Here is a 19,284-nt window from a genome sequence, read left to right as displayed (position 1 = left end):
CTCAGACCGAGGCAGTTTTCGCGGTGGGTGCGCCGGATGGCGCGGGTGTGGGCTCGGTAGCCAGCTGCTGCTGTGCAATGCGTCGCTTGATCGACTGACCACGCTTGCGCTGTGCGTAGCCGGCGATTCCGATGGAAACCAGGAGGGTCAATCCGTTGAACAGCGGCTCGACATAGAAGGCGCCGCCAAACTGCTGGATGCCCGAGATGCCTACGGCAAGAATGGCGACGCCGACCAGCGTGCCCCAGACGTTGACCCGGCCTGGCCGGATCGTGGTGGAGCCCAGAAATGCGCCGACCAGTGCGGGCAAAAGGAATTCCAGCCCCACACCCGCCTGCCCGATCTGCAGGCGCGATGCGAGCACCACCCCGGCAACCGCCGACAGGGCGCCGGATGCGACGAACGCCCCCATCACGCAGCGCTGCAATGGAATGCCGTTGAGCACTGCGGCTTTGGGGTTGGAGCCGATCACGTACAGGGCGCGGCCAATGGGCGTGTGCTCGCTGACCAGCCACAGGATCACCGCGATGCCCAGCACGTAGAACGCTGTGATGGGCAAGCCCAGCAGGTCGCCGCCAGCCAGCGCCAGGAATCCATCCGGCAGCTCGCCCAGCACCTGGCGCCCGCCGCTGTGCCACAGCGCCACCGCGTACAGCACGGTGCCGGTGCCCAGCGTGGCAATGAACGAGTCAATTTGCGCCTGCTCCACCAGGATTCCGTTGAGCAGACCGAAGAGCGCACCACAGGCCAGCACGATGAGCACCGCCACGGGCCACGAGATGCCAAACTTCGTCTGCAGACTGATCGCCAGGATGTGCCACAACACGATGCCGTAACCCACCGTGAGGTCGATCTTCCCCGTCATCATCGGGATGGTTGCGGCCAGCGCCAGCAACGCAATGACGGCCTTGTCCGCCAGGATGGAGCGCAGGTTGAACAGCGTAGGAAAGCTGTCAGGCAGCAGCACCGAAAACAGCGCGATCAGTGCCACAGTGAGGGCGGGCAGGCCATACACCGGGACATGCCGGCTGACCCTGCCCAGCAGGCTCGTGGTCTTTCGGTCGAATGAGGGGTCCGGCTCCAGCGCGGTGGGTTTGATGGATGAGCTCATGCTGTGGCCTCTGTGGAAAGTGGGGAAGGTTGACCTGACGCAGCCACCAGCAGGCCCGCCACCGTGAGGGCATCGCCTGACAGCTCGGTGGCGACGCGGCCGTCGCGAAACACCAGTGCGCGGTTGCAGACGTTGGCCACCTCTTCAAAGTCGGTAGAGACCACCAGCACACAGGCACCGGCGCAAGCCTGGGCGTGCAAGATGGCGTAGATCTGCTGCTTGGCGCCGACATCGACACCGGCGGTGGGCTCTTCCAGGATGAGGAGCGGTTTGTTCAGATGCATCCAGCGCGCCAGCACCACCTTTTGCTGGTTGCCGCCGCTGAGGTTCTGGATGTCCGCGTGGGGCGCGGGTGGGTTCACGTCAAACCGCTGGATCAGGCCTTGCGCCTGGGTGTGTTCGGTGCGTCGCGTCAGCCGTGCCAGCAGCCGGCCCAGCACCAGCCCCGGGTTGGGAAACAGGTTTTCCTGCACCGACAAGGTGGGTGCCAGGTTTTCTTCGATCCGGTCTGCCGCGACCAACGCCACGCCCAGTGCAATGGCCTGCGCCGGGTTGCGTGGCGCGATGCGCTGGCCGTTGAGCGCGATCTGCCCGCCCGCCAGGTCTGACAGGCCAAACAGTGCGCGGCTGATCGCCTCGTGCCCGGCATCGCGCAGGCCGATGAGGCCCAGCACCTCTCCACGATGGGCGGTCAGCGTGACCGGGCCGGCGTTGGCGGTGTACACGTCCTGTAGTTGGAGGACCACTTGCTGCGTGGCGCTGCTGGCCTTGCGGGTGGGCACTTCGAACTTGCGGCCCACGATGAGTTCGACCAGCGCGTGTTCGTTGGTCTCGGCCGTGTGGCGCACTCCCACCAGCTTGCCGTCGCGCATGACGGCGGCGCGGTCGGAAATGTCCATGACCTCGTCGAGCCGGTGCGACACGTAGACCATCGCCACCCCTTTGGCGCGCAGTTGGCGCAGCAACTGGAACATGCGCTGTACGTCGGCCATGGGGAGACTGGCCGTGGGTTCATCCAGCACCAGCACACGGGCATTGGTGTCGAGCGCCCGGCCGATGGCGAGCAGGGACTTTTCAGTGCGGGTCAGCGTGAAGACGCGGCGCATGGGGTCGATGTCGCAGCCCACATGCGACAGCACGCGGCGCGCATTGGCCTGCGCCTGCTTCCAGTCGATGAACAGCCCGTGGCGGCGGGGAAACCCCATGCCGATGGCCACGTTCTCTGCCACCGTCATCCATTCCACGAGACCCAGGTCCTGGTGGATGAACGCCATGGCATGCCGGTCGTGTGTCTGGCCACGCCAGGCGCTTTCGGGGCGCCCCTGCAGGGTGATGCTGCCACTGTCCTGGCTGTAGACCCCGGCGAGGATTTTGATGAGCGTGGATTTTCCAGCGCCGTTCTCGCCCAGCAGGGCAAGAATCTCACCGGCATGCAGGTCCAGCGAGACGTCGTCCACGGCCTGGGTACCGCCAAAGCGCTTGCTCAGGTGGCTGATGGAGAGCATGGGTGGGCTCACGACAGTTCCTTTGCCAGGCGTGTGGATCGGCGTTCGACCGGGGCCGGCGAGGGCTTGCCAGTACAGGCCGTTGCGCCTGTGGCTGCGTCCGCCTTTCGCTGCCATGAGAGCTTGCTCATGTCTGTCTCCTTTATTGGTATGCGGCCGATCTTAGGAATGTGACTGATTCCTGTATATTGAAACTATTTGATTAAATGATTCCTTGGGGTTATCAATGGAGCAGACCACCGACACCACTTCCCAATTGCTCAATCGCTTGCGAATGCGGCAGGTGGCGTTGCTGTTGGCGATTGACGAGCACCGCACCCTGCATGCCGCCTCCCAGCGCATGGGCATGACCCAGCCTGCGGCGACCAAGATGCTTCACGAACTGGAGGACGCGCTGGGCCAGCGGCTGTTTGATCGGGTGGGGCGTGGCCTGCAGCTCAATGCGGCAGGGCAGGCGGTGATGGGCACGTTTCGCGGCATGCGCGGCACCATGGAGGCGCTGAACCGGGAGCTCCAGGCCCTGCGCCTGGGAGGCGCTGGCAAGCTGTGCATCGGCTCCATCATGGCGGCTTCGCCCGAGCAGCTCACGGACACGCTGATTCGGCTGAAAGAGGACTACCCGCTGCTGTCCATTGAAATTTCAGTGGACACCAGCGACCGGCTGGTCGACCAGATGCGCGAAGGCGCACTGGACCTGGTCATCGGGCGCATGCTGGGCCCGGTGCGTGACAACCTGCTTTTTCGGCCGATCGGCGAGGAGCCTCTGTCCATCGTCGTGGCCACCGACCACCCGCTGGTGGGGCGCAAGCGAGTGCTGTTTGAGGACATGCTGCAGTTTCCGTGGATCCTGCAGCCGCACGGCAGCCCGATGCGCGAAGTGCTTGACCAGGAGTTCCGGGACCACCACGCTGGCTTTCACAGTGGGCTGATCGAGACCTCGTCCATCCTGACCACCACCAACCTCATCTTCAAGACACAGATGATCGCGGTGATTCCCGAGTCCAGCGCCAGCCGTTATCAGGCCCACGGGCTGCTCAAAATACTGCCCTACACCATCAGCCACCGGTTGGCTGCCTATGGGAGCATCGTGCGCAGCGACCGGCCCGTGGGCAAGGCCGCTGCCCGGTTTCTTGAGCTTCTGCACGCCCCCTCCCAAGAGGGGTAAGAGCCCATCGCTGGATGGCCAGGGGCCGCTGGCGCCTTGCCTAAAACCCCATTTGTAGAGAAATGAATATTGCTATCAAAAAAATAGCTGCTAGCGCTTTATAGATAAGCGCTAGCAGCCATTTTGACCACATTTTCACCGCGCACCAGTGGTGCGCCGCCCGGTCCGGGCGCTTGCGCTGGCTTTATGCCTGCGTGTACGCCGTCTTCACCGTCGTGTAGAACTCGGCGGCGTAACGTCCCTGCTCGCGCGGGCCGTAGCTGCTGCTCTTGCGGCCGCCAAACGGCACGTGGTAGTCCACGCCGGCCGTGGGCAGGTTCACCATCACCATGCCGGCTTGCGCGTGGCGCTTGAAGTGGGTGGCGTGCTTGAGGCTGGTGGTGGCGATGCCGCTGGCGAGGCCAAACTGCGTGTCGTTGGCCAGGGCCAGCGCTTCGTCGTAGTTCTTCACGCGCTGCACGCTCACCACGGGGCCAAAGATCTCTTCGCGGTTGATGCGCATGCCAGGCGTGGTTTCGGTGAACAGGGCGGGGCGCATGTAGTAGCCGGGCGCGCCATCGGCGTTCTTCTCCAGGGCTTCGCCGCCGAAGGCGAGCTTGGCGCCTTCCTGCTGGCCGATGCCGATGTATTCCAGGTCTTGCGCCAGCTGGCGGTCGTCCACCACGGGCCCGATGTCGGTGCCGGCCTTGCGGGCGTCGTCGACCTTCAGGGTTTTCATCTTCTCGATCACGGCGGCCACGAAGCGGTCGTGGATGCCTTCGGTCACGATCACGCGGCTGCTGGCGGTGCAGCGCTGGCCGGTCGAGAAGAAACCGCTGTTGACGGCAGCGCCCACGGCCACGGCCAGGTCGGCGTCATCGAGCACCACGAAGGGGTTCTTGCCGCCCATCTCCAATTGCACCTTGGCGCCGCGCGGCACGCAGGCCGCGGCCACGCGCTGGCCCGTGCCCACCGATCCGGTGAAGCTCACGCCGGCAATGCGCTCGTCTTCCAGCAGCACCTGGCCCACTTCAGCGCCGCGGCCCATCACCAGGTTGAACACGCCGGCTGGGAGGCCCGCGCGGTGCAGGATGTCGGCCAGCGCCCAGGCGGAGCCCGGCACCACTTCGGCGGGCTTGAACACCACGCAGTTGCCGTAGGCAAGCGCGGGCGCGATCTTCCAGGCTGGGATGGCAATGGGGAAGTTCCACGGCGTGATGATGCCGATCACGCCCAGTGGCTCGCGCGTGATCTCGATGCCCACACCCGGGCGCACCGACGGGATCAACTCGCCGCCGGGGCGCAGCGCCTCGCCCGCAAAGAACTTGAAGATGGCGGCCGCGCGGCCCACTTCGCCGATGGCTTCGGGCAGGGTCTTGCCTTCTTCGCGGGCGAGCAGGTCGCCCAGCTCGGCCTTGCGCGCAATGATCTCGTTGCCCACTGCGTCCAGGATGTCAAAACGCTGCTGGGGCGTGGACAGGCTCCACGCGGGGAAAGCCGCATGCGCCGCTGACACGGCTTCCAGGGTTTGCTCGCGGCTGGCCACGGCGTAGTCGCCGATCACGTCGCGCGTGTCGGAGGGGTTGGTGTTTTGGTAAGTGCGGACGCCGTCGGTCCAGGCGCCGCCAATCAGGTTTGCATGCATGGTGGTGTGGTGGTTAGGAGGAGGGGGTTGAGAAAAAGGGCGGTCGCATGCCGAGCGCGCATGTTGCGCAGCGCAAGCAGGCTCTGGCACCCAGAAAGTCTTTCAATGTGCGCTGCGATGCCTCGCTACCGGCACATCCTGGTGCCTTGGAAGGTGCCGCAGCCCGCGAGCGTGCCGTGCCGTGTCAAATTGCGTTGTATGTCATCGTACAACATAAGGAGATCCCTTGGATTTCGGGTAACTACTGATGGAACAAACGGGCACCTCGCCTTCCTTCGGATTCACCCAGTTCATCAAGGAGCGGCGAGCGTGTAGGGCGATTCAGCTCGCTTCGGCCTGCGCACGCCGCCGGCGTTCGCGGCTGTTGGCCAGGTGTGTGCGCATGGCGGCCCGGGCGCCGTCGGGGTCCTGGCCCACGATGGCGTCATAGATGCTTTCATGCTCGCCGTTGACCCGGCGCAGGTACTGGCGTCGCTCGTCGTTGACCGAATCCATGGCGGCCAGGCGAGCGCGCGGAATGATCATGCTGCCCAGCGTGCCCATCAGTTCGGCGAAATGGCTGTTCTGCGTGGCGCGTGCGATTTCCAGGTGGAACTGGAAGTCCGCCGCCACAGCGTCGCGGCCCGCATCCACGGCGGCAGCCACGGCGTCCAGCGCCTCGCGCATGGCTTTCAGGTTGGCTTCGGTACGGCGCTGGGAGGCCAGTGCCGCCGCCTCGGTTTCGACGCCGATGCGCAGCTCCAGCACGGCAATCACGTCGCGCAGTGTGCTGAACTGGTCGGGGGTGATCTTGAAGCCGGGCGCCTGGCCCAGCCCCAGGACAAAGGTGCCGATGCCGTGGCGCGTTTCCACCAGGCCAGAGGCCTGCAGCTTGGAAATCGCCTCGCGCACCACGGTGCGGCTCACGCTGAACTCGGCCATGATGGCCGCCTCGGTGGGCAGCTTGTCGCCCAGTGCCAGGCGGCCGTCGCGGATGCGGTCTCCCAGGGATTCGACAAGCTCCAGGGCCAGGGTGCGGGGCTTGCGGCGAAGCAGGGTATCGGTGGTCATTTCTTGGTGTTATCCCTATGGGGCGCCGGGGGCAGAAGCGGTACATTGCTCTTCGTTGTACGACAACTGATGACGTTCAACAGAATCTGTCGCCACTGTACCAAGAACCTCAGCCTTTGTAACTGCCATGCCTTGCCATCCGACGCCCATCCGTTTCCAACGCCTGCTATTGACCGGGGCTGCCGGAGGGTTGGGCCAGGAGTTGCGCTCGCGCCTGAAGGCCTACTGCACCACGCTGCGCCTGTCGGACATCGCAGACCTGGGTGTTGAGGCGGAGGGCGAGGAAGTGCGCCCCGCGCGGCTGGAAGATGCAGGCGCCGTGCTCAGCCTGCTGGACGGCGTGGATGCCGTGATCCACCTGGGCGGCGTGTCCACCGAGCAGCCCTGGGACCTGATCCTGCAGGCCAACATCGTCGGCGCATACAACCTGTACGAGGCCGCCCGCAAGCAGGGCGTCAAGCGCGTGGTGTTCGCCAGCTCCAACCACGTCACCGGCTTCTATCGCCAGGACGAAGTGGTTGCTCTGGACGACCCTGCCCGCCCCGACGGCCTGTACGGCCTGTCCAAAGCGTTTGGCGAAGACCTCTCGCGTTTCTATTTCGACCGCTACGGCATCGAGACCGTGTGCCTGCGCATAGGCTCCTCGTTCCCAGAGCCGCGCAACCGCCGCATGCTGGCCACCTGGATGAGCTACGACGACCTGGAGCGCCTGGTCGTCGCCAGCCTGACCGCGCCGGTCGTGGGCCACAGCACCATCTACGGCATGGGCGACAACACCACCACCTGGTGGGACAACACCCTGGCGCGCCACATCGGCTACCGCCCGCAGGACAGCTCCGAGCCCTTCCGCGCCAAGGTCGAGGCCGCCGACCCCCACCCCGACCTGACCGACCCCGCCGTGATCTACCAGGGCGGTCCCTTCGTGCGCACCGGCCCTTTCGAATGAGCGCCCCGATGACGCCTTCCGTGGACCTGCTGCTGCCCGACCACCGCGACCAGGTGGGCGAAAGTCCGGTGTGGAGCCCTGCCGAGCAGGCGCTTTACTGGGTGGACATCGAAGGCCGCAAGCTGCACCGCTGGACCTATGCGGACCAGCACGTGCAAAGCTGGGAGACCAGCGAACGGCCCGCCTGCATCGCGCTGCATTCGGCCGGTGGCTTGATCGCCGGCATGGACACGGGCGTGTTCCACCTGCGGCCCGATGCCTCGGGCGCGCTGGCCGCCACGCTGCTGGCAGGCGTGGACCACCCCCAGCCCGGCATGCGCTTCAACGACGGCCGCTGCGACCGCCGGGGCCGCTTCTGGGCGGGCACCATGGTGCGCGACATGTCGCTGGCTCAGCCTGCAGGCAGCCTGTACCGCATGGACGCACAGCGCGGCCTGTCGGCACCGCAGGTGCAAGGCCTGATCACGCAAAACGGCCTGGGCTTCAGCCCCGACGGCAAGACCATGTACCTGAGCGACAGCCACCCGAGCGTGCAGCAGATCTGGCAGCTGCCATTGCACGACGATGGGTCTCTGGGTGAGCGCTCGCTGTTTGTGGACATGCGTGATCTGCCCGGCCGGCCCGACGGCGGCGCGGTGGATGCCGACGGCTGCTACTGGATCTGCGGCAACGACGCAGGCGTGGTGCACCGCTTCACGCCCGACGGCCGCCTGGACCGTTCCATCACAGTGCCCACCAGCAAGCCCTCGATGTGCAGCTTCGGCGGCCCGGGGCTGGATGTGCTGTTCATCACCTCCATCCGCCCCGGGCAGCCGCAGGGCGACGACGTGGCGCTCGGCGGCGCCCTCTTTGCCACCCGGCCCGGTGTGGCGGGGTTGCCGGAAACACCCTATCGGAGCGCCTGAGGACAACAGGCCCCGGAACTCTCCCCAATTCACAACACTTCAACCCAGGAGACAACCATGAAAATCCCCCATCTGTTTGGCCGCGTCGCATTGGCTGCCAGCGTCCTGTTCGGCGGCCTGGCTGCGCAGGCCACGGAGTTCCGCTCGTCGGACATCCACCCAGAGGACTACCCCACCGTGCTGGCCGTGCGCCACATGGGCGAGACGCTGTCCAAGGCCACGGGCGGCAAGCACAGCATCAAGGTGTATGCCAAGGGCTCCCTGGGCATCGAGAAGGACACCATCGAGCAGACCAAGCTGGGTGCGATTGCCATGACGCGTGTGAACGTCGCGCCGATGAACAACATCTGCCCTGCGACCATGGTGCCCACCATGCCTTTCCTGTTCCGCGACAAGGAACACATGCGCAAGGTGCTCGATGGCGCCATCGGCGACGAGATCCTGAAGGACTGCGAATCGCAAGGCTTCGTCGGCCTCGCGTTCTATGACTCCGGCGCCCGCTCGATCTACACCGTCAAGAAACCGGTCAAGACCCTGGCCGACGTCAAGGGCCTGAAGGTGCGTGTGCAGCAGAGCGATCTTTGGGTGTCGCTGCTCGAAGCCATGGGCGCCAACGCCACCCCCATGCCGTTCGGCGAGGTCTACACCGCGCTCAAGACCGGGCTGGTGGACGCTGCCGAGAACAACTACCCCAGCTACGAAAGCTCGCGCCACTTCGAAGTGGCCAAGTACTTCAACAAGACCGAGCACTCGATGGCGCCGGAGATCCTGCTGTTCAGCAAGCGCGTGTGGGACACCCTGAGCGCCGATGAGCAAAAGGCCATCCGCGCTGCAGCCAAGGAATCGGTGGGTTTCATGCGCAAGATCTGGGACGAGCGTGAAGAAAAGTCCCTGGCCACGGTGAAGGCCGGCGGCGCGCAGATCGTCGAGATCGACAAGGCAGCCTTCAAGACAGCCATGAAGCCCGTCTACGACAAGTTCCTGAAGGACCCCAAGCTCCAGGACATGGTCAAGCGCATCGACGCGGTGCAGTAATTTGCACGAGCCCCGGCGAACTGCGGTGCGCTGGGGCCCATCCCATTTTTGTCTTCTGAATGTCTCTTATGTATACGCGTCTCTGCGCTTTCATCGCGCGCACCTGCCTTCAGCTAGGTGTCGGGGGGCTGGTGCTGCTGGTGTGCGCCGTGCTCTATCAGGTCGTTGGCCGCTACATCTTCAACAACACACCCACCTGGGCCGAAAGCAGCGCCGTGCTGCTGGTGCTGTACGTGACCATGCTGGGCATGGCCGTGGGGGTGCGTGATGCCGGACACATCGGCCTCGAATCGTTCCTGGTGCTCGCGCCCGACTGGCTGCGCCACAAGCTGGAAATCGTGATCCACGTGCTGGTGTTGATCTTCGGCGTGGTCATGGCCTGGAACTGCGGCGTGCTGGCCGAGTCCGTGGCGCCCTACAAGATTCCCACGCTCGGCATCTCCGAAGCGTTCAAGTACGTTCCCCCCGCGCTCGCTGGTGTGCTGGTGGCGATGTTCTCGCTCGAGCACATCATCGCCCTGGTCCGCGGCACAGAGGTCGAGCCCGCCTGGCATTGAGATGAACGACACCCCCCTGAGCGCCTGCGGCGCTTCCCCCCGCTCTCGCATGGCTGCGCCACGCGGGCAGAGGGACGCAGCCCTCGCTGCGGGGCGGCCCTTGCTCGGCTGCCCTGGCAGGGGTCACGCCCGCTTCATGCGCTGTGCGGAGATGACCGAAGCGGTCCCTGCATGCGTCCCTCCGCACCCTAATGTTCCAGTAAAGATTCCACCATCATGGCGTTGACCATTCTGTGCGTGACCTTCACGCTCCTGCTGCTGCTGGGCGTGCCCGTGGCCTTTTCCATCGGTTTGTCGTCACTGGCGACCATCCTGTATGAAGGCCTGCCGCTGGCGGTGGGCTTCCAGCAGATGATTTCGGGCATGAACCCGTTCTCGTTCCTGGCGATTCCGTTCTTCATCTTCGCGGGCGAGATCATGATGTACGGCGGCATTGCCGACCGCATTGTGGTGTTCGCCAAGAGCGTGGCCGGCCATGTGCGCGGCGGGCTGGGCATGAGCAACGTGCTGGCCTGCACGCTGTTCGGCGGCGTCTCGGGCTCGCCCGTGGCCGACGTGTCTGCCATGGGCGCCGTGCTCATCCCGCAGATGAAGAAAGAGGGCTACCACGCCGACTACGCGGTGAACGTGACCACGCACGCCTCGCTGGTGGGCGCGCTCATGCCCACGTCGCACAACCTGATCATCTTCACGCTGGCTGCCGGCGGCAAGGTGAGCATTGCCGCGCTGATCCTGGCCGGCATCGTGCCTGCGCTGCTGCTGACCGTGTGCAACCTGCTGGCCGCCTACCTGGTGGCCGTCAAGCGCGGTTACCCATCGGGCACGTTCCCCGGCTGGGAGATCGTGTGGATCTCGTTCCGGGCGTCGGTCCCCGGGCTGGCGGTGGTGGTCATCATCATCGCGGGCATCTTGTCGGGGGCGTTCACGGCCACGGAGTCCGCCTCGGTGGCGGTGATCTGGGCGTTGCTGCTGTCGGTGTTCGTCTACAAGAAACTCACCCGCGAGCAGTTTCTCAAGGCCGCCTCCAAGGCCGTCAAGACCACGGGCACCGTGCTGCTGCTGATCGGCATCTCATCGATGTTCGGCTACCTCATCGGCCTGTACGGTGTGGCCGAGCTGACCGGTGAGGCACTCAAGTCCATGAGCACGTCGCCGTGGGTCATCTTCCTGTGCGTGAACATCATCCTGTTCATCCTGGGCACGTTCCTGGACATGGCGGCCACCATCCTGATCTGTACGCCGATCTTCCTGCCCATCTGCCAGCAGTTCGGCATGAGCACCGAGCAGTTCGGCATCGTGATCCTGATCAACTGCGCGCTGGGGCTGAACACGCCGCCGGTGGGGACCACGCAGTTCATTGGCTGCACCATCGGAGGCATCTCCGTGGGTGAGGTGATGAGAACCATCTGGCCGTTCTACAGCGCGCTCATCGTGGCGCTGATGCTGGTGACGTACGTGCCGCAGTTCTCGATGTGGTTGCCGGACCTCGTGCTTAAGGGTGGTGGGTGAAGCGCGGGGGGCTGGCCGCAACCAGCCGGCCCCCTGCCTTGGCTTGTCCACCGGGTGTGACGATGTGAAGGCAGTGCCATGTGCGCGGCGCCTGGGATGACCCTGGCAGCGGCATGGCGCGATTTTTTGTGCAAGCTGTGTAGCGCCAGCAAGAAGTTAAAGAAGTGACAGACCCGATGCGAGAAGCCCTCACCATCCGCATGCATGCGGAAGACAACGTCGCCATCGTCGCCAACGACGGTGGCCTGCCCGCCGGCACCGTGCTGCCGCCGGGCGTGCCCGGTGCAGGCATCGCGCTGCGCGACAAGGTGCCCCAGGGCCACAAGGTGACACTGGCGGACATTCCTGAAGGTGCCGTGGTGCGCCGCTACAACGTGCCCATCGGCTACGCGCTCAAGGACATCCCCGCAGGCAGCTGGGTGCACGAGCGGCTGCTACAGATGCCTGCAGCCCGTGCGCTGGAAGGCCTGCCCATGGCCACGGTGAAGCCCCCGGTGCTCGAACCCCTCACTGGCTACACCTTCGAGGGCTACCGCAATGCGGACGGCTCGGTGGGCACGCGCAACATCCTGGCCATCACCACCACCGTGCAGTGCGTGGCCGGCGTGGTGGCGCAGGCCGTGCACCGCATCAAGACCGAGCTGCTGCCGTTGTTCCCGAACGTCGACGACGTGATCGGCCTGGAACACACCTACGGCTGCGGCGTGGCCATCGACGCGCCCGACGCGGTCATCCCCATCCGCACGCTCAAGCACATCAGCCTGAACCCCAACTTCGGCGGCGAGATCATGGTGGTGAGCCTGGGCTGCGAAAAGCTGCAGCCCGACCGCCTGCTGCCCCCGGGCAGCTTCCCCATCACCGACGAGCGCGACGCCGCACTCGGCCCCGAGACGGTGTGCCTGCAAGCCGACCACCACGTGGGCTTCATGTCGATGCTCGACGACATTCTGCAAAGCGCCAGGCCCCACCTCGCGCGCCTGAATGCCCGCCGCCGCGAGACCATCCCGGCCAGCGAGCTGGTGCTGGGCGTGCAGTGCGGCGGCAGCGACGCGTTCTCGGGCGTCACCGCGAACCCGGCCGTGGGCTTTTGCGCCGACCTGCTGGTGCGCGCCGGCGCCACGGTGATGTTCAGCGAAAACACCGAGGTGCGCGATGCGGTCGAGCAGCTCACCAGCCGCGCCGCCACGCCCGAAGTGGCCGAAGCCATCGTGCGCGAACTGGGCTGGTACGACCGCTACCTGGACCGCGGCCGCGTGGACCGCGCGGCCAACACCACGCCGGGCAACAAGGCGGGTGGCTTGTCCAACATCGCCGAGAAGGCCATGGGCTCCATCATCAAGAGCGGCACCGCGCCCGTCTCGCATGTGCTGGCCCCCGGCGAGAAGCTGCGCCGCGACCAGCGCGGCCTGGTGTACGCCGCCACGCCCGCCAGCGACTTCATCTGCGGCACGCTGCAACTGGCCGCTGGCATGAACCTGCACGTGTTCACCACCGGCCGGGGCACGCCCTACGGCCTGGCCGAATGCCCCGTGGTCAAGGTGGCCACACGCAGCGACCTGGCGCGCCGCTGGCACGACCTGATGGACATCAACGCCGGCAAGATCGCCGATGGCGAGGCCACCATCGAAGACCTGGGCTGGGAGATGTTCCGCCTGCTGCTCGACGTGGCCAGCGGCCGCAAGAAGACCTGGGCCGAGCACTGGAAGCTGCACAACGCGCTGGTGCTATTCAACCCCGCACCCGTCACCTGAACCCCGCCGGGCCCCGGCCCTTTGTGTTCCCTCTTCAACAGCCCTTGCCTGCAAGGGCTGTTGTCCTTGAAAGACCGTTTCTCATGGGTCACACCCGATTTTCCGACCGCAAGGTCGTGGTGGCGCTGGCGCTGCTGTGTTGCCTGCTGTGGGGCAGCTCGTACCCCGCCATCAAGACCGGCTACGCCTGGTTTTGCATTGCCAGGAGCGACATTCCCTCGCAGCTGGTATTCGCCGGCTGGCGCTTTCTGGGCGCGGGGCTGATCCTGCTGGCCTGGGCCGTGGCCACGCGCAAGGCCATCTGGGGTCTGGGCTTTGCAGCAGGGCGGCAGCTGATAGTGCTTGGGCTGGCGCAGACCACGCTGCAATACGTGTTTTTCTACGTGGGGCTGGCGTACACCACAGGGGTCAAGGGTTCGATCATGAATGCCACGGGCACCTTCTTCAGTGTGCTGCTGGCGCACTGGGTCTATCACAACGACCGCCTGAGCCACGCCAAGCTGTGGGGCTGTCTGGTGGGCTTTGTCGGAGTGATGGTGGTCAACCTGGGTCGCGGCACGTTGGACATGGATTTCACGCTGCTGGGCGAGGGCTTTGTGGTGATCGCCGCGTTGGTGCTGGCCGCGGCCAGCATCTACGGAAAGCAGGTGTCGCAGCGCATGGATTCGGTGGTCATGACCGGCTGGCAGCTGGGGCTGGGTGGCGCCGCGCTGCTGGCCATCGGCGGGGCGCTGGGCGGCTCGCTCACCGGCTTCACCTGGGGCTCCACCGCGCTCCTGGTGTACCTGGCGCTGCTGTCGTCGGCCGCGTTCTCGCTGTGGAGCATCTTGCTCAAGCACAACCGCGTGAGCCAGATCACTGTGTTCAACTTCACGGTGCCGATCTTCGGCGCGGCGCTGTCGGCGCTGTTCCTGGGCGAGGCGCTGCTGGAGTGGAAGAATCTGCTGGCCCTGGTGCTGGTGTGCGCGGGCATCTGGCTGGTCACGCGCGATACGCCCGAGCCACCTGTTGCCAAATAGACTTGCGGCCATGGCCTATTCCCTATCACTCGAAGCGTTTCAGCGCGACCTGCACGGGCAGCGCACCGATCTTTTCACCCTGCGCGGCGCAGGCGGCCTGCAGGTGGCCGTGAGCAACTACGGCGCCCGCCTGGTGCAGGTGGCGGTGCCCGACGGGCAGGGCGGCCTGGCCGATGTGGCACTGGGTTACGACAGTCTGCAGGGCTACCTGGACGGGCAACTCTCCATGGGCGCATTGATCGGGCGCTGGGCCGGGCGTTTGCGCGCAGGCAAGCTCACCCGGCCGGATGGTTCGCTTCTGCAATTGCCCACCAACAGCGGCCCACACCACCACCATGGCGGGCCACGGGGCAGCCGCTTTCAGGTGTTCGCGGTCGAAGACGTGCAGGCCGATGCGCTCACCCTGAGCCATACCTTTCGCACCGAAGACGACGGTGTACCCGGTGACGTGCACGTGCAGCTTCACCTGCAGGTCACGGCCGACAACGCACTCCACATGGCCTGGACGGCGGAGGCGCTGCACGCTTCCACCATGCTGAACCTCACCGGGCATGCGTTCTTCAACCTGGCGGGCCGTGGCAGCACTCACGGCCATACCTTGCAGGTGGCCGCCAGCCGCTATGTGCCGCTGGCAGCCGACGTGTGCCCCACGGGCGCGCTGGCTGGCGTGTTGGGCACGCCATTCGACTTCCGCGAGGCCAGCCGCGTGGGCGACGCAGTGGCAGCGCCCAGCGAGCAACTGGCCCTGGCTGGTGGGCTGGACCACTACCTGGTGCTGGACGAAGCGGATGCATCCCATGCGCCGCCCGTGTCATCCATCACCCCAGCCGGCCTGCGGCTGGCCGCGCTGCTGAGCGAGCCCGGCAGCCGCCGTGCGATGGAGGTCTGGAGCACAGCGCCCGGTGTGCAGGTCTATGCGGGCCATGGCCTGAAGGCGGACCCGGCGCGGGACCTGGGCCGTGGCGCGCGGCAGGGCGACTGGCTCTGGCAGCCAGGCGACGGCATCTGCCTGGAGCCCATGGAGTACCCTGATGCGCCCAACCACGCCGCCTTTCCCATGCGCTGGTTGGCGCCCGGGGAGATGGTGCGGGGGGCGATCGTGTACCGGTTTCGCAGCCTCTGAGCGCAGTGGTCAGCGGGGTGCCCGTTTTTCGGCATGCCGCGCTACCATGCCCCCTGGCTTTCAACCGAGGTCGTTCATGGACACAAGCTACACCCCCAGTACCGATTGGCAAGAAGTGGTGGCCCCCGACGAGGCCCAGCGCTTTGCCGGATATGCGCGCCAGTTTGCCGAACTACAGGCGCGCAAGTCGCACAAGTACGGCACAGGCCGGGGCTTGCACCGCAAGCAGCTCACCGCCGCGCGGGGCCAGCTGCAGGTGCTGGGCGATCTGCCTGCATTTGCGTCCCACGGGCTGTTTGCCCAGCCCGGGCAGTACGACGTGCGGGTGCGGCTGAGCAATGGCGGCATGGACAAGACCTCCGACCGCAAGCCTGACATCCGGGGCTTTTCGTTCAGCGTGTTGGGCGTGCAGGGCGATTCCGCCCTGGGCAATGGGCCCGCCAAAAGCCAGGACTTCACGCTCATCAACCAGGAGAAGTTCGCCTTTCCCCAAAGCGGCGAGTTCGTGGACTTTGTGGTGGCGGCCTCGCATGGCGGCGGCGCGTTGATCAAGTTCCTGGTGCAGCGCCACGGGCTGCTGGGGGCCGCCAAGCAGATCGCCAAGACGGTCAAGACTTTCGGCCGGCCCTTCGGCGGCTTTGCAGCGCATGCCGTGCACAGTGCTGCGCCCATCGCGTGTGGGCCCTATGCCGTGCGCGTGCGGCTGGTGCCCCATGTCGCCAATGGCGCACCGGTCACCCAGGTGCAGGACGATTGGAACGCCGAGTTTTCTGCCCGTCTGCGCCAGCAGGACCTGCAATGGGATTTGCAATTGCAGCCCTTTGTGGACGAGGCCACCACCCCCATCGAAGACGCCAGCGTGGACTGGCCCACGCCCTACACCACCGTGGCCCGGCTGACCTTGCCCCGGCAAGACCCTGCAGCCGACCCCACGCTGGCCGAGCAGGTGGACGCGGCCGTGTTCGACCCCTGGCAGGCTCTGGCGGCGCACCGCCCGCTGGGCGATGTGATGCGCGCCCGCAAGGTGGTGTACTTCGAGAGCCAGAAGGGGCGCGGGGCCGCATAGTCTGCGGCTTTTTTTGCAGGGAGCCCCGCCGTCCACGGCGTCCGCCCCGTGCCACCGGAGCGCCCCGGAGTGCCTCTAAGTTTCGTCTAAGTGTTGGTGTCCACACTGCCCTCCATCGCAACTCCGATTGGAAAGGCACCACACCATGAACACGACCACGCTGACCTCCAACCCCCGCCACCTCATCCTGGCCCTGGTGGCCGCAGGGGCGGTGGGCGCCACGGGCGCGGGCCTCATCACCGGGCACCAGGCACGCGCTTTGACCCCCACCGCGCCCATCGTTGCGCAGACCCCGGCCGCCCCCGGCGGCGCGCTGCCCAGCTTTGCCCAGATCACCGCGCAGAACGGCCCGGCCGTCGTCAACATCAGTGTCACGGGCAGCACCAAGACGGCGATGGCCAGCGACGAAGACGACGATGAAGGGCAACCCGCAGCGCGCCAGCGCCGGGGCCCGCAGATCGATCCGAACGATCCGTTCTACGAGTTCTTCCGCCAGTTCGGCTTTCCCGGCGCGGGCGCGCAGGGCCAGCCCAACGTGCCCACGCATGGCCAGGGCTCGGGCTTTATCGTCAGCCCCGACGGCCTGGTGCTGACCAATGCCCACGTGGTAAAGGGTGCGAGCGATGTCACCGTCAAACTCACCGACCGGCGCGAATTCCGCGCGAAGGTGCTGGGAGCCGACCCCAAGACCGACGTGGCCGTGCTCAAGATTGACGCCAAGGATCTGCCCACCGTGCGCCTGGGCAGCACGCGGGACCTGCAGGTGGGCGAATGGGTGCTGGCCATCGGCTCGCCCTTTGGCTTCGAGAACAGCGTGACGGCGGGTGTGGTCAGTGCCAAGGGCCGCTCGCTGCCCGACGACAGCCTGGTGCCCTTCATCCAGACCGACGTGGCCGTGAACCCCGGCAACTCGGGTGGGCCGCTGTTCAATGCGCGCGGCGAGGTGGTGGGCATCAACTCGCAGATCTACAGCCGCTCGGGCGGCTACCAGGGCGTGTCGTTCTCCATCCCCATCGAGCTGGCCGCCAAGATCAAGGACCAGATCGTCGCCACCGGCAAGGTGCGCCACGCGCAATTGGGCGTGGCCGTGCAGGAGGTGAACCAGGCGTTTGCCGAATCGTTCGCGCTCGACAAACCCGAGGGTGCGCTGGTCGCCAGCGTCAGCAAGGGCAGCCCGGCCGACAAGGCGGGCCTGCAGGCTGGTGACGTGATCCGGCAGGTGGACGGCCAGCCCATCGTGGCCTCGGGCGACCTGCCCGCCTGGGTGGGCCAGGCGCAGCCGGGGCAGCAGGCCAGGCTGTCGGTGTGGCGCCAGGGCAAGCCGCTGGAGCTGACCGCTACGCTGGGTGATTCCAGTGACAAGGCCAGCAAGCAGGCGCGCAATGACGATGCCGTAGGCAAGGGCCAGCTGGGCCTGTCGCTGCGCCCGCTGGACCCCGAGGAGCGCCGCGAGGTGGGTGTGAGCGAGGGCTTGGTGATTGAACAGGCGCGTGGCCCCGCTGCGGCGGCCGGTGTGCAGCCGGGCGATGTGCTGCTGGCCATCAACGGGGCACCCGCCAGGAACATCGACCAGGTCCGCACGGCCATGGCCAAGGCGGGCAAGTCGGTGGCGCTGCTGATAGAGCGCGATGGCAACAAGATCTTTGTGCCAGTGCGCCTGGGGTAAGCCGTGAGGAGCGCCTGCCGTCGGCAACGCCCTTGCGGCGGGCGGCTCCTGTCAGCGCGGCAGCGCCTCCACCTCCTTGGTCCAGCGGTCAATCAGGCGCCTGCGCTCGGCAGCCTTGCCGTATTTTTCAAAGTCGTATTTGATGAGCCTGACGTTGTCCAGCGTCGGGATGCGCGGGTCCATCTTGAAGCTCTTGTTGGCCGGCACCTGGTAGCTGCCCACCTGGGCGCCCACGGCCTGGCCTTCGGCGCTCATCAGCCAGTCGTAATACTTCTTGGCGTTCTCCATGTTGCGCGCACCTTTGATCAGGGCAATGCCACCGATCTCGTAGCTGGTGCCTTCGCAGGGGGCCTGGGTCTTGACCGGGTACTTGTCGGCCTTCCACTTCTCGAAGTTGAACATGAAGGTGATGCCCACCCCCACTTCGCCCTTGGCCACATTGGGCGCTTGCGCCTGGCCGCTGCGGGTGTAGGTGGTGGTGTTCTTGTGCAAGGCCTTGAGGTAATCGAAAGCCTTGTCCTCGCCCATCAGCTGCACCAGGCCTGCAATCACGGTGTAGGCCGTGCCGCTGGAGGCCGGGTGCGAGATTTCCACCTCGCCCTTGTACTCGGGCTTGATCACATCGGCCCAGCATTGCGGCTCGGGCAGTTTCTTCTTCTTGAGGGTATCGGTGTTGTAGCCAAAGCCGATGGCCGAACTGTAGAAGCCCCCCACCTGGTTCCCCGACATCGCGTACTGGCGCACGCTCCAGCCGTGCAGATCCTGGAGATAGCCCGGGCGGTATTCGGCCAGAAGACCTTGCTCGGCCACTTGAAGGAACGGGTCGCCCGTGCCACCCCACCAGATGTCGGTCTTGGGGTTGTTGGCCTCGGCACGCAGCTGCGCCGCGATTTCGCCCGTACCCTTGTGCGCCTGGTTGACCTTGATGCCGGTCTTTTTGGTGAACTCCTTGGCGGCGGCTTCGCACCAAGAGGCGTCGGTGCTGCACAGCGCATTGACCACGCCTTGTGCCTGCGCGCCTGCCGACAAGGTCGCCAGCGCGGCCGCCGCAGCAATGAACCGGATTTTGTGGAATGCCATCGCTCTTGCTCCTTACGTTCTGTTTTTGTGGCCCGACACGGGGATCGGGTTGTTCGCCCAGCGCCCGTTGATTGTGGCAGTGATGTGACATGACAAACGGTGCGCCTCCCCGTGAGGCCCTGTCCACGGCAAGCCGTGGCACCGCCGCTATCCTTGGCGGACTACATTTCAC

The 19,284-nt window shown here is 65.9% G+C and carries 16 protein-coding genes; 11 read left to right on the top strand and 5 right to left on the bottom strand.

The features are described 5' to 3' along the window. Window position 1: 1 nt before the first annotated feature. Both ARADN35_RS0104475 and ARADN35_RS0104470 read right to left on the bottom strand, forming a co-directional pair. Window positions 2-1,111 (bottom strand): ABC transporter permease, encoded by a 1,110-nt coding sequence (locus ARADN35_RS0104475; protein WP_010459459.1) that lies wholly within the window; start codon window positions 1,109-1,111, stop codon window positions 2-4. Further along, entirely contained in the window at window positions 1,108-2,628 is a 1,521-nt protein-coding gene (locus ARADN35_RS0104470) for a sugar ABC transporter ATP-binding protein (protein ID WP_029413266.1), read from the bottom strand. The genes ARADN35_RS0104475 and ARADN35_RS0104470 overlap by 4 nt, the downstream gene beginning before the upstream one ends. 214 nt (window positions 2,629-2,842) lie before the next feature. Here ARADN35_RS0104470 and ARADN35_RS0104465 point away from each other — a divergent pair, with 214 nt between their 5' ends. Beyond that, the gene (locus tag ARADN35_RS0104465; protein WP_010459456.1) at window positions 2,843-3,781 is read left to right on the top strand and encodes a LysR family transcriptional regulator; all 939 of its coding nucleotides are present in this window, start codon (window positions 2,843-2,845) and stop codon (window positions 3,779-3,781) included. A gap of 184 nt (window positions 3,782-3,965) precedes the next feature. Here ARADN35_RS0104465 and ARADN35_RS0104460 read toward each other — a convergent pair whose 3' ends face one another. Together ARADN35_RS0104460 and ARADN35_RS0104455 are read right to left on the bottom strand one after the other, a co-directional pair. Continuing rightward, a complete protein-coding gene (locus ARADN35_RS0104460) occupies window positions 3,966-5,405 on the bottom strand; it encodes an aldehyde dehydrogenase family protein (protein ID WP_010459453.1) in 1,440 nt (479 codons plus the stop codon). A gap of 321 nt (window positions 5,406-5,726) precedes the next feature. After that, window positions 5,727-6,455, bottom strand: a complete 729-nt coding sequence (locus tag ARADN35_RS0104455; protein WP_010459451.1) for a FadR/GntR family transcriptional regulator — start codon at window positions 6,453-6,455, stop codon at window positions 5,727-5,729. A gap of 127 nt (window positions 6,456-6,582) precedes the next feature. On the opposite strand from ARADN35_RS0104455, the gene ARADN35_RS0104450 reads away from it, so the two are divergent. The 10 genes from ARADN35_RS0104450 (at window position 6,583) to ARADN35_RS0104405 (ending at window position 18,032) form a co-directional block, all read left to right on the top strand. Then, window positions 6,583-7,401, top strand: coding sequence for an NAD-dependent epimerase/dehydratase family protein (locus tag ARADN35_RS0104450; protein ID WP_029413265.1), 819 nt, complete (start codon window positions 6,583-6,585; stop codon window positions 7,399-7,401). 8 nt (window positions 7,402-7,409) lie between these two features. Beyond that, window positions 7,410-8,306 carry an SMP-30/gluconolactonase/LRE family protein gene (locus ARADN35_RS0104445; RefSeq protein ID WP_010459448.1) on the top strand — a complete coding sequence of 299 codons (897 nt, stop codon included), beginning with the start codon at window positions 7,410-7,412 and terminating at the stop codon, window positions 8,304-8,306. A gap of 57 nt (window positions 8,307-8,363) precedes the next feature. Beyond that, the gene (locus ARADN35_RS0104440) at window positions 8,364-9,341 is read left to right on the top strand and encodes a TRAP transporter substrate-binding protein (RefSeq protein WP_010459446.1); all 978 of its coding nucleotides are present in this window, start codon (window positions 8,364-8,366) and stop codon (window positions 9,339-9,341) included. A gap of 68 nt (window positions 9,342-9,409) precedes the next feature. Further along, window positions 9,410-9,898 carry a TRAP transporter small permease gene (locus ARADN35_RS0104435; protein WP_010459444.1) on the top strand — a complete coding sequence of 163 codons (489 nt, stop codon included), beginning with the start codon at window positions 9,410-9,412 and terminating at the stop codon, window positions 9,896-9,898. Between the two features lie 216 nt (window positions 9,899-10,114). Beyond that, on the top strand, window positions 10,115-11,407 hold the full coding sequence (locus ARADN35_RS0104430; RefSeq protein WP_010459442.1) for a TRAP transporter large permease: 1,293 nt from the start codon (window positions 10,115-10,117) through the stop codon (window positions 11,405-11,407). A gap of 176 nt (window positions 11,408-11,583) precedes the next feature. Then, window positions 11,584-13,158 (top strand): galactarate dehydratase, encoded by a 1,575-nt coding sequence (gene garD / locus ARADN35_RS0104425; RefSeq protein WP_010459440.1) that lies wholly within the window; start codon window positions 11,584-11,586, stop codon window positions 13,156-13,158. Window positions 13,159-13,241: 83 nt separating this feature from the next. Further along, window positions 13,242-14,177, top strand: a complete 936-nt coding sequence (locus ARADN35_RS0104420; protein ID WP_010459438.1) for a DMT family transporter — start codon at window positions 13,242-13,244, stop codon at window positions 14,175-14,177. A gap of 10 nt (window positions 14,178-14,187) precedes the next feature. Further along, complete coding sequence (locus ARADN35_RS0104415; protein ID WP_010459435.1) at window positions 14,188-15,300, top strand: aldose epimerase family protein; 1,113 nt, start codon at window positions 14,188-14,190, stop codon at window positions 15,298-15,300. Between the two features lie 76 nt (window positions 15,301-15,376). Continuing rightward, on the top strand, window positions 15,377-16,366 hold the full coding sequence (locus ARADN35_RS0104410) for a catalase family protein (RefSeq protein WP_010459434.1): 990 nt from the start codon (window positions 15,377-15,379) through the stop codon (window positions 16,364-16,366). A 145-nt stretch (window positions 16,367-16,511) separates the two neighbouring features. Further along, window positions 16,512-18,032: a DegQ family serine endoprotease gene (locus ARADN35_RS0104405; RefSeq protein ID WP_010459432.1), complete on the top strand. Its 1,521-nt coding sequence runs from the start codon at window positions 16,512-16,514 to the stop codon at window positions 18,030-18,032. A gap of 51 nt (window positions 18,033-18,083) precedes the next feature. Here ARADN35_RS0104405 and ARADN35_RS0104400 read toward each other — a convergent pair whose 3' ends face one another. Then, window positions 18,084-19,112 (bottom strand): ABC transporter substrate-binding protein, encoded by a 1,029-nt coding sequence (locus tag ARADN35_RS0104400; RefSeq protein WP_010459431.1) that lies wholly within the window; start codon window positions 19,110-19,112, stop codon window positions 18,084-18,086. Window positions 19,113-19,284: the final 172 nt, after the last annotated feature.

This window comes from Acidovorax radicis N35 (assembly GCF_000204195.1).
GTDB classification, from domain to species: domain Bacteria; phylum Pseudomonadota; class Gammaproteobacteria; order Burkholderiales; family Burkholderiaceae_C; genus Acidovorax; species Acidovorax radicis.
The sequence above is the reverse complement of the archived record's forward strand: the minus strand, read 5'-3'. Positions and strand labels throughout refer to the sequence as shown.

Bases quoted from the DNA above. Each gene is read 5' to 3' on its own strand.
- ARADN35_RS0104460 (WP_010459453.1), bottom strand. From the start codon at position 5,405: ATGCATGCAAACCTGATTGGCGGCGCCTGGACCGACGGCGTCCGCACT.
- ARADN35_RS0104455 (WP_010459451.1), bottom strand. From the start codon at position 6,455: ATGACCACCGATACCCTGCTTCGCCGCAAGCCCCGCACCCTGGCCCTG.
- ARADN35_RS0104410 (WP_010459434.1), top strand. From the start codon at position 15,377: ATGGACACAAGCTACACCCCCAGTACCGATTGGCAAGAAGTGGTGGCC.
- ARADN35_RS0104430 (WP_010459442.1), top strand. From the start codon at position 10,115: ATGGCGTTGACCATTCTGTGCGTGACCTTCACGCTCCTGCTGCTGCTG.
- ARADN35_RS0104435 (WP_010459444.1), top strand. From the start codon at position 9,410: ATGTATACGCGTCTCTGCGCTTTCATCGCGCGCACCTGCCTTCAGCTA.
- ARADN35_RS0104465 (WP_010459456.1), top strand. From the start codon at position 2,843: ATGGAGCAGACCACCGACACCACTTCCCAATTGCTCAATCGCTTGCGA.
- ARADN35_RS0104475 (WP_010459459.1), bottom strand. From the start codon at position 1,111: ATGAGCTCATCCATCAAACCCACCGCGCTGGAGCCGGACCCCTCATTC.
- ARADN35_RS0104420 (WP_010459438.1), top strand. From the start codon at position 13,242: ATGGGTCACACCCGATTTTCCGACCGCAAGGTCGTGGTGGCGCTGGCG.
- ARADN35_RS0104445 (WP_010459448.1), top strand. From the start codon at position 7,410: ATGACGCCTTCCGTGGACCTGCTGCTGCCCGACCACCGCGACCAGGTG.
- ARADN35_RS0104440 (WP_010459446.1), top strand. From the start codon at position 8,364: ATGAAAATCCCCCATCTGTTTGGCCGCGTCGCATTGGCTGCCAGCGTC.
- ARADN35_RS0104415 (WP_010459435.1), top strand. From the start codon at position 14,188: ATGGCCTATTCCCTATCACTCGAAGCGTTTCAGCGCGACCTGCACGGG.
- garD (WP_010459440.1), top strand. From the start codon at position 11,584: ATGCGAGAAGCCCTCACCATCCGCATGCATGCGGAAGACAACGTCGCC.
- ARADN35_RS0104450 (WP_029413265.1), top strand. From the start codon at position 6,583: ATGCCTTGCCATCCGACGCCCATCCGTTTCCAACGCCTGCTATTGACC.
- ARADN35_RS0104405 (WP_010459432.1), top strand. From the start codon at position 16,512: ATGAACACGACCACGCTGACCTCCAACCCCCGCCACCTCATCCTGGCC.
- ARADN35_RS0104400 (WP_010459431.1), bottom strand. From the start codon at position 19,112: ATGGCATTCCACAAAATCCGGTTCATTGCTGCGGCGGCCGCGCTGGCG.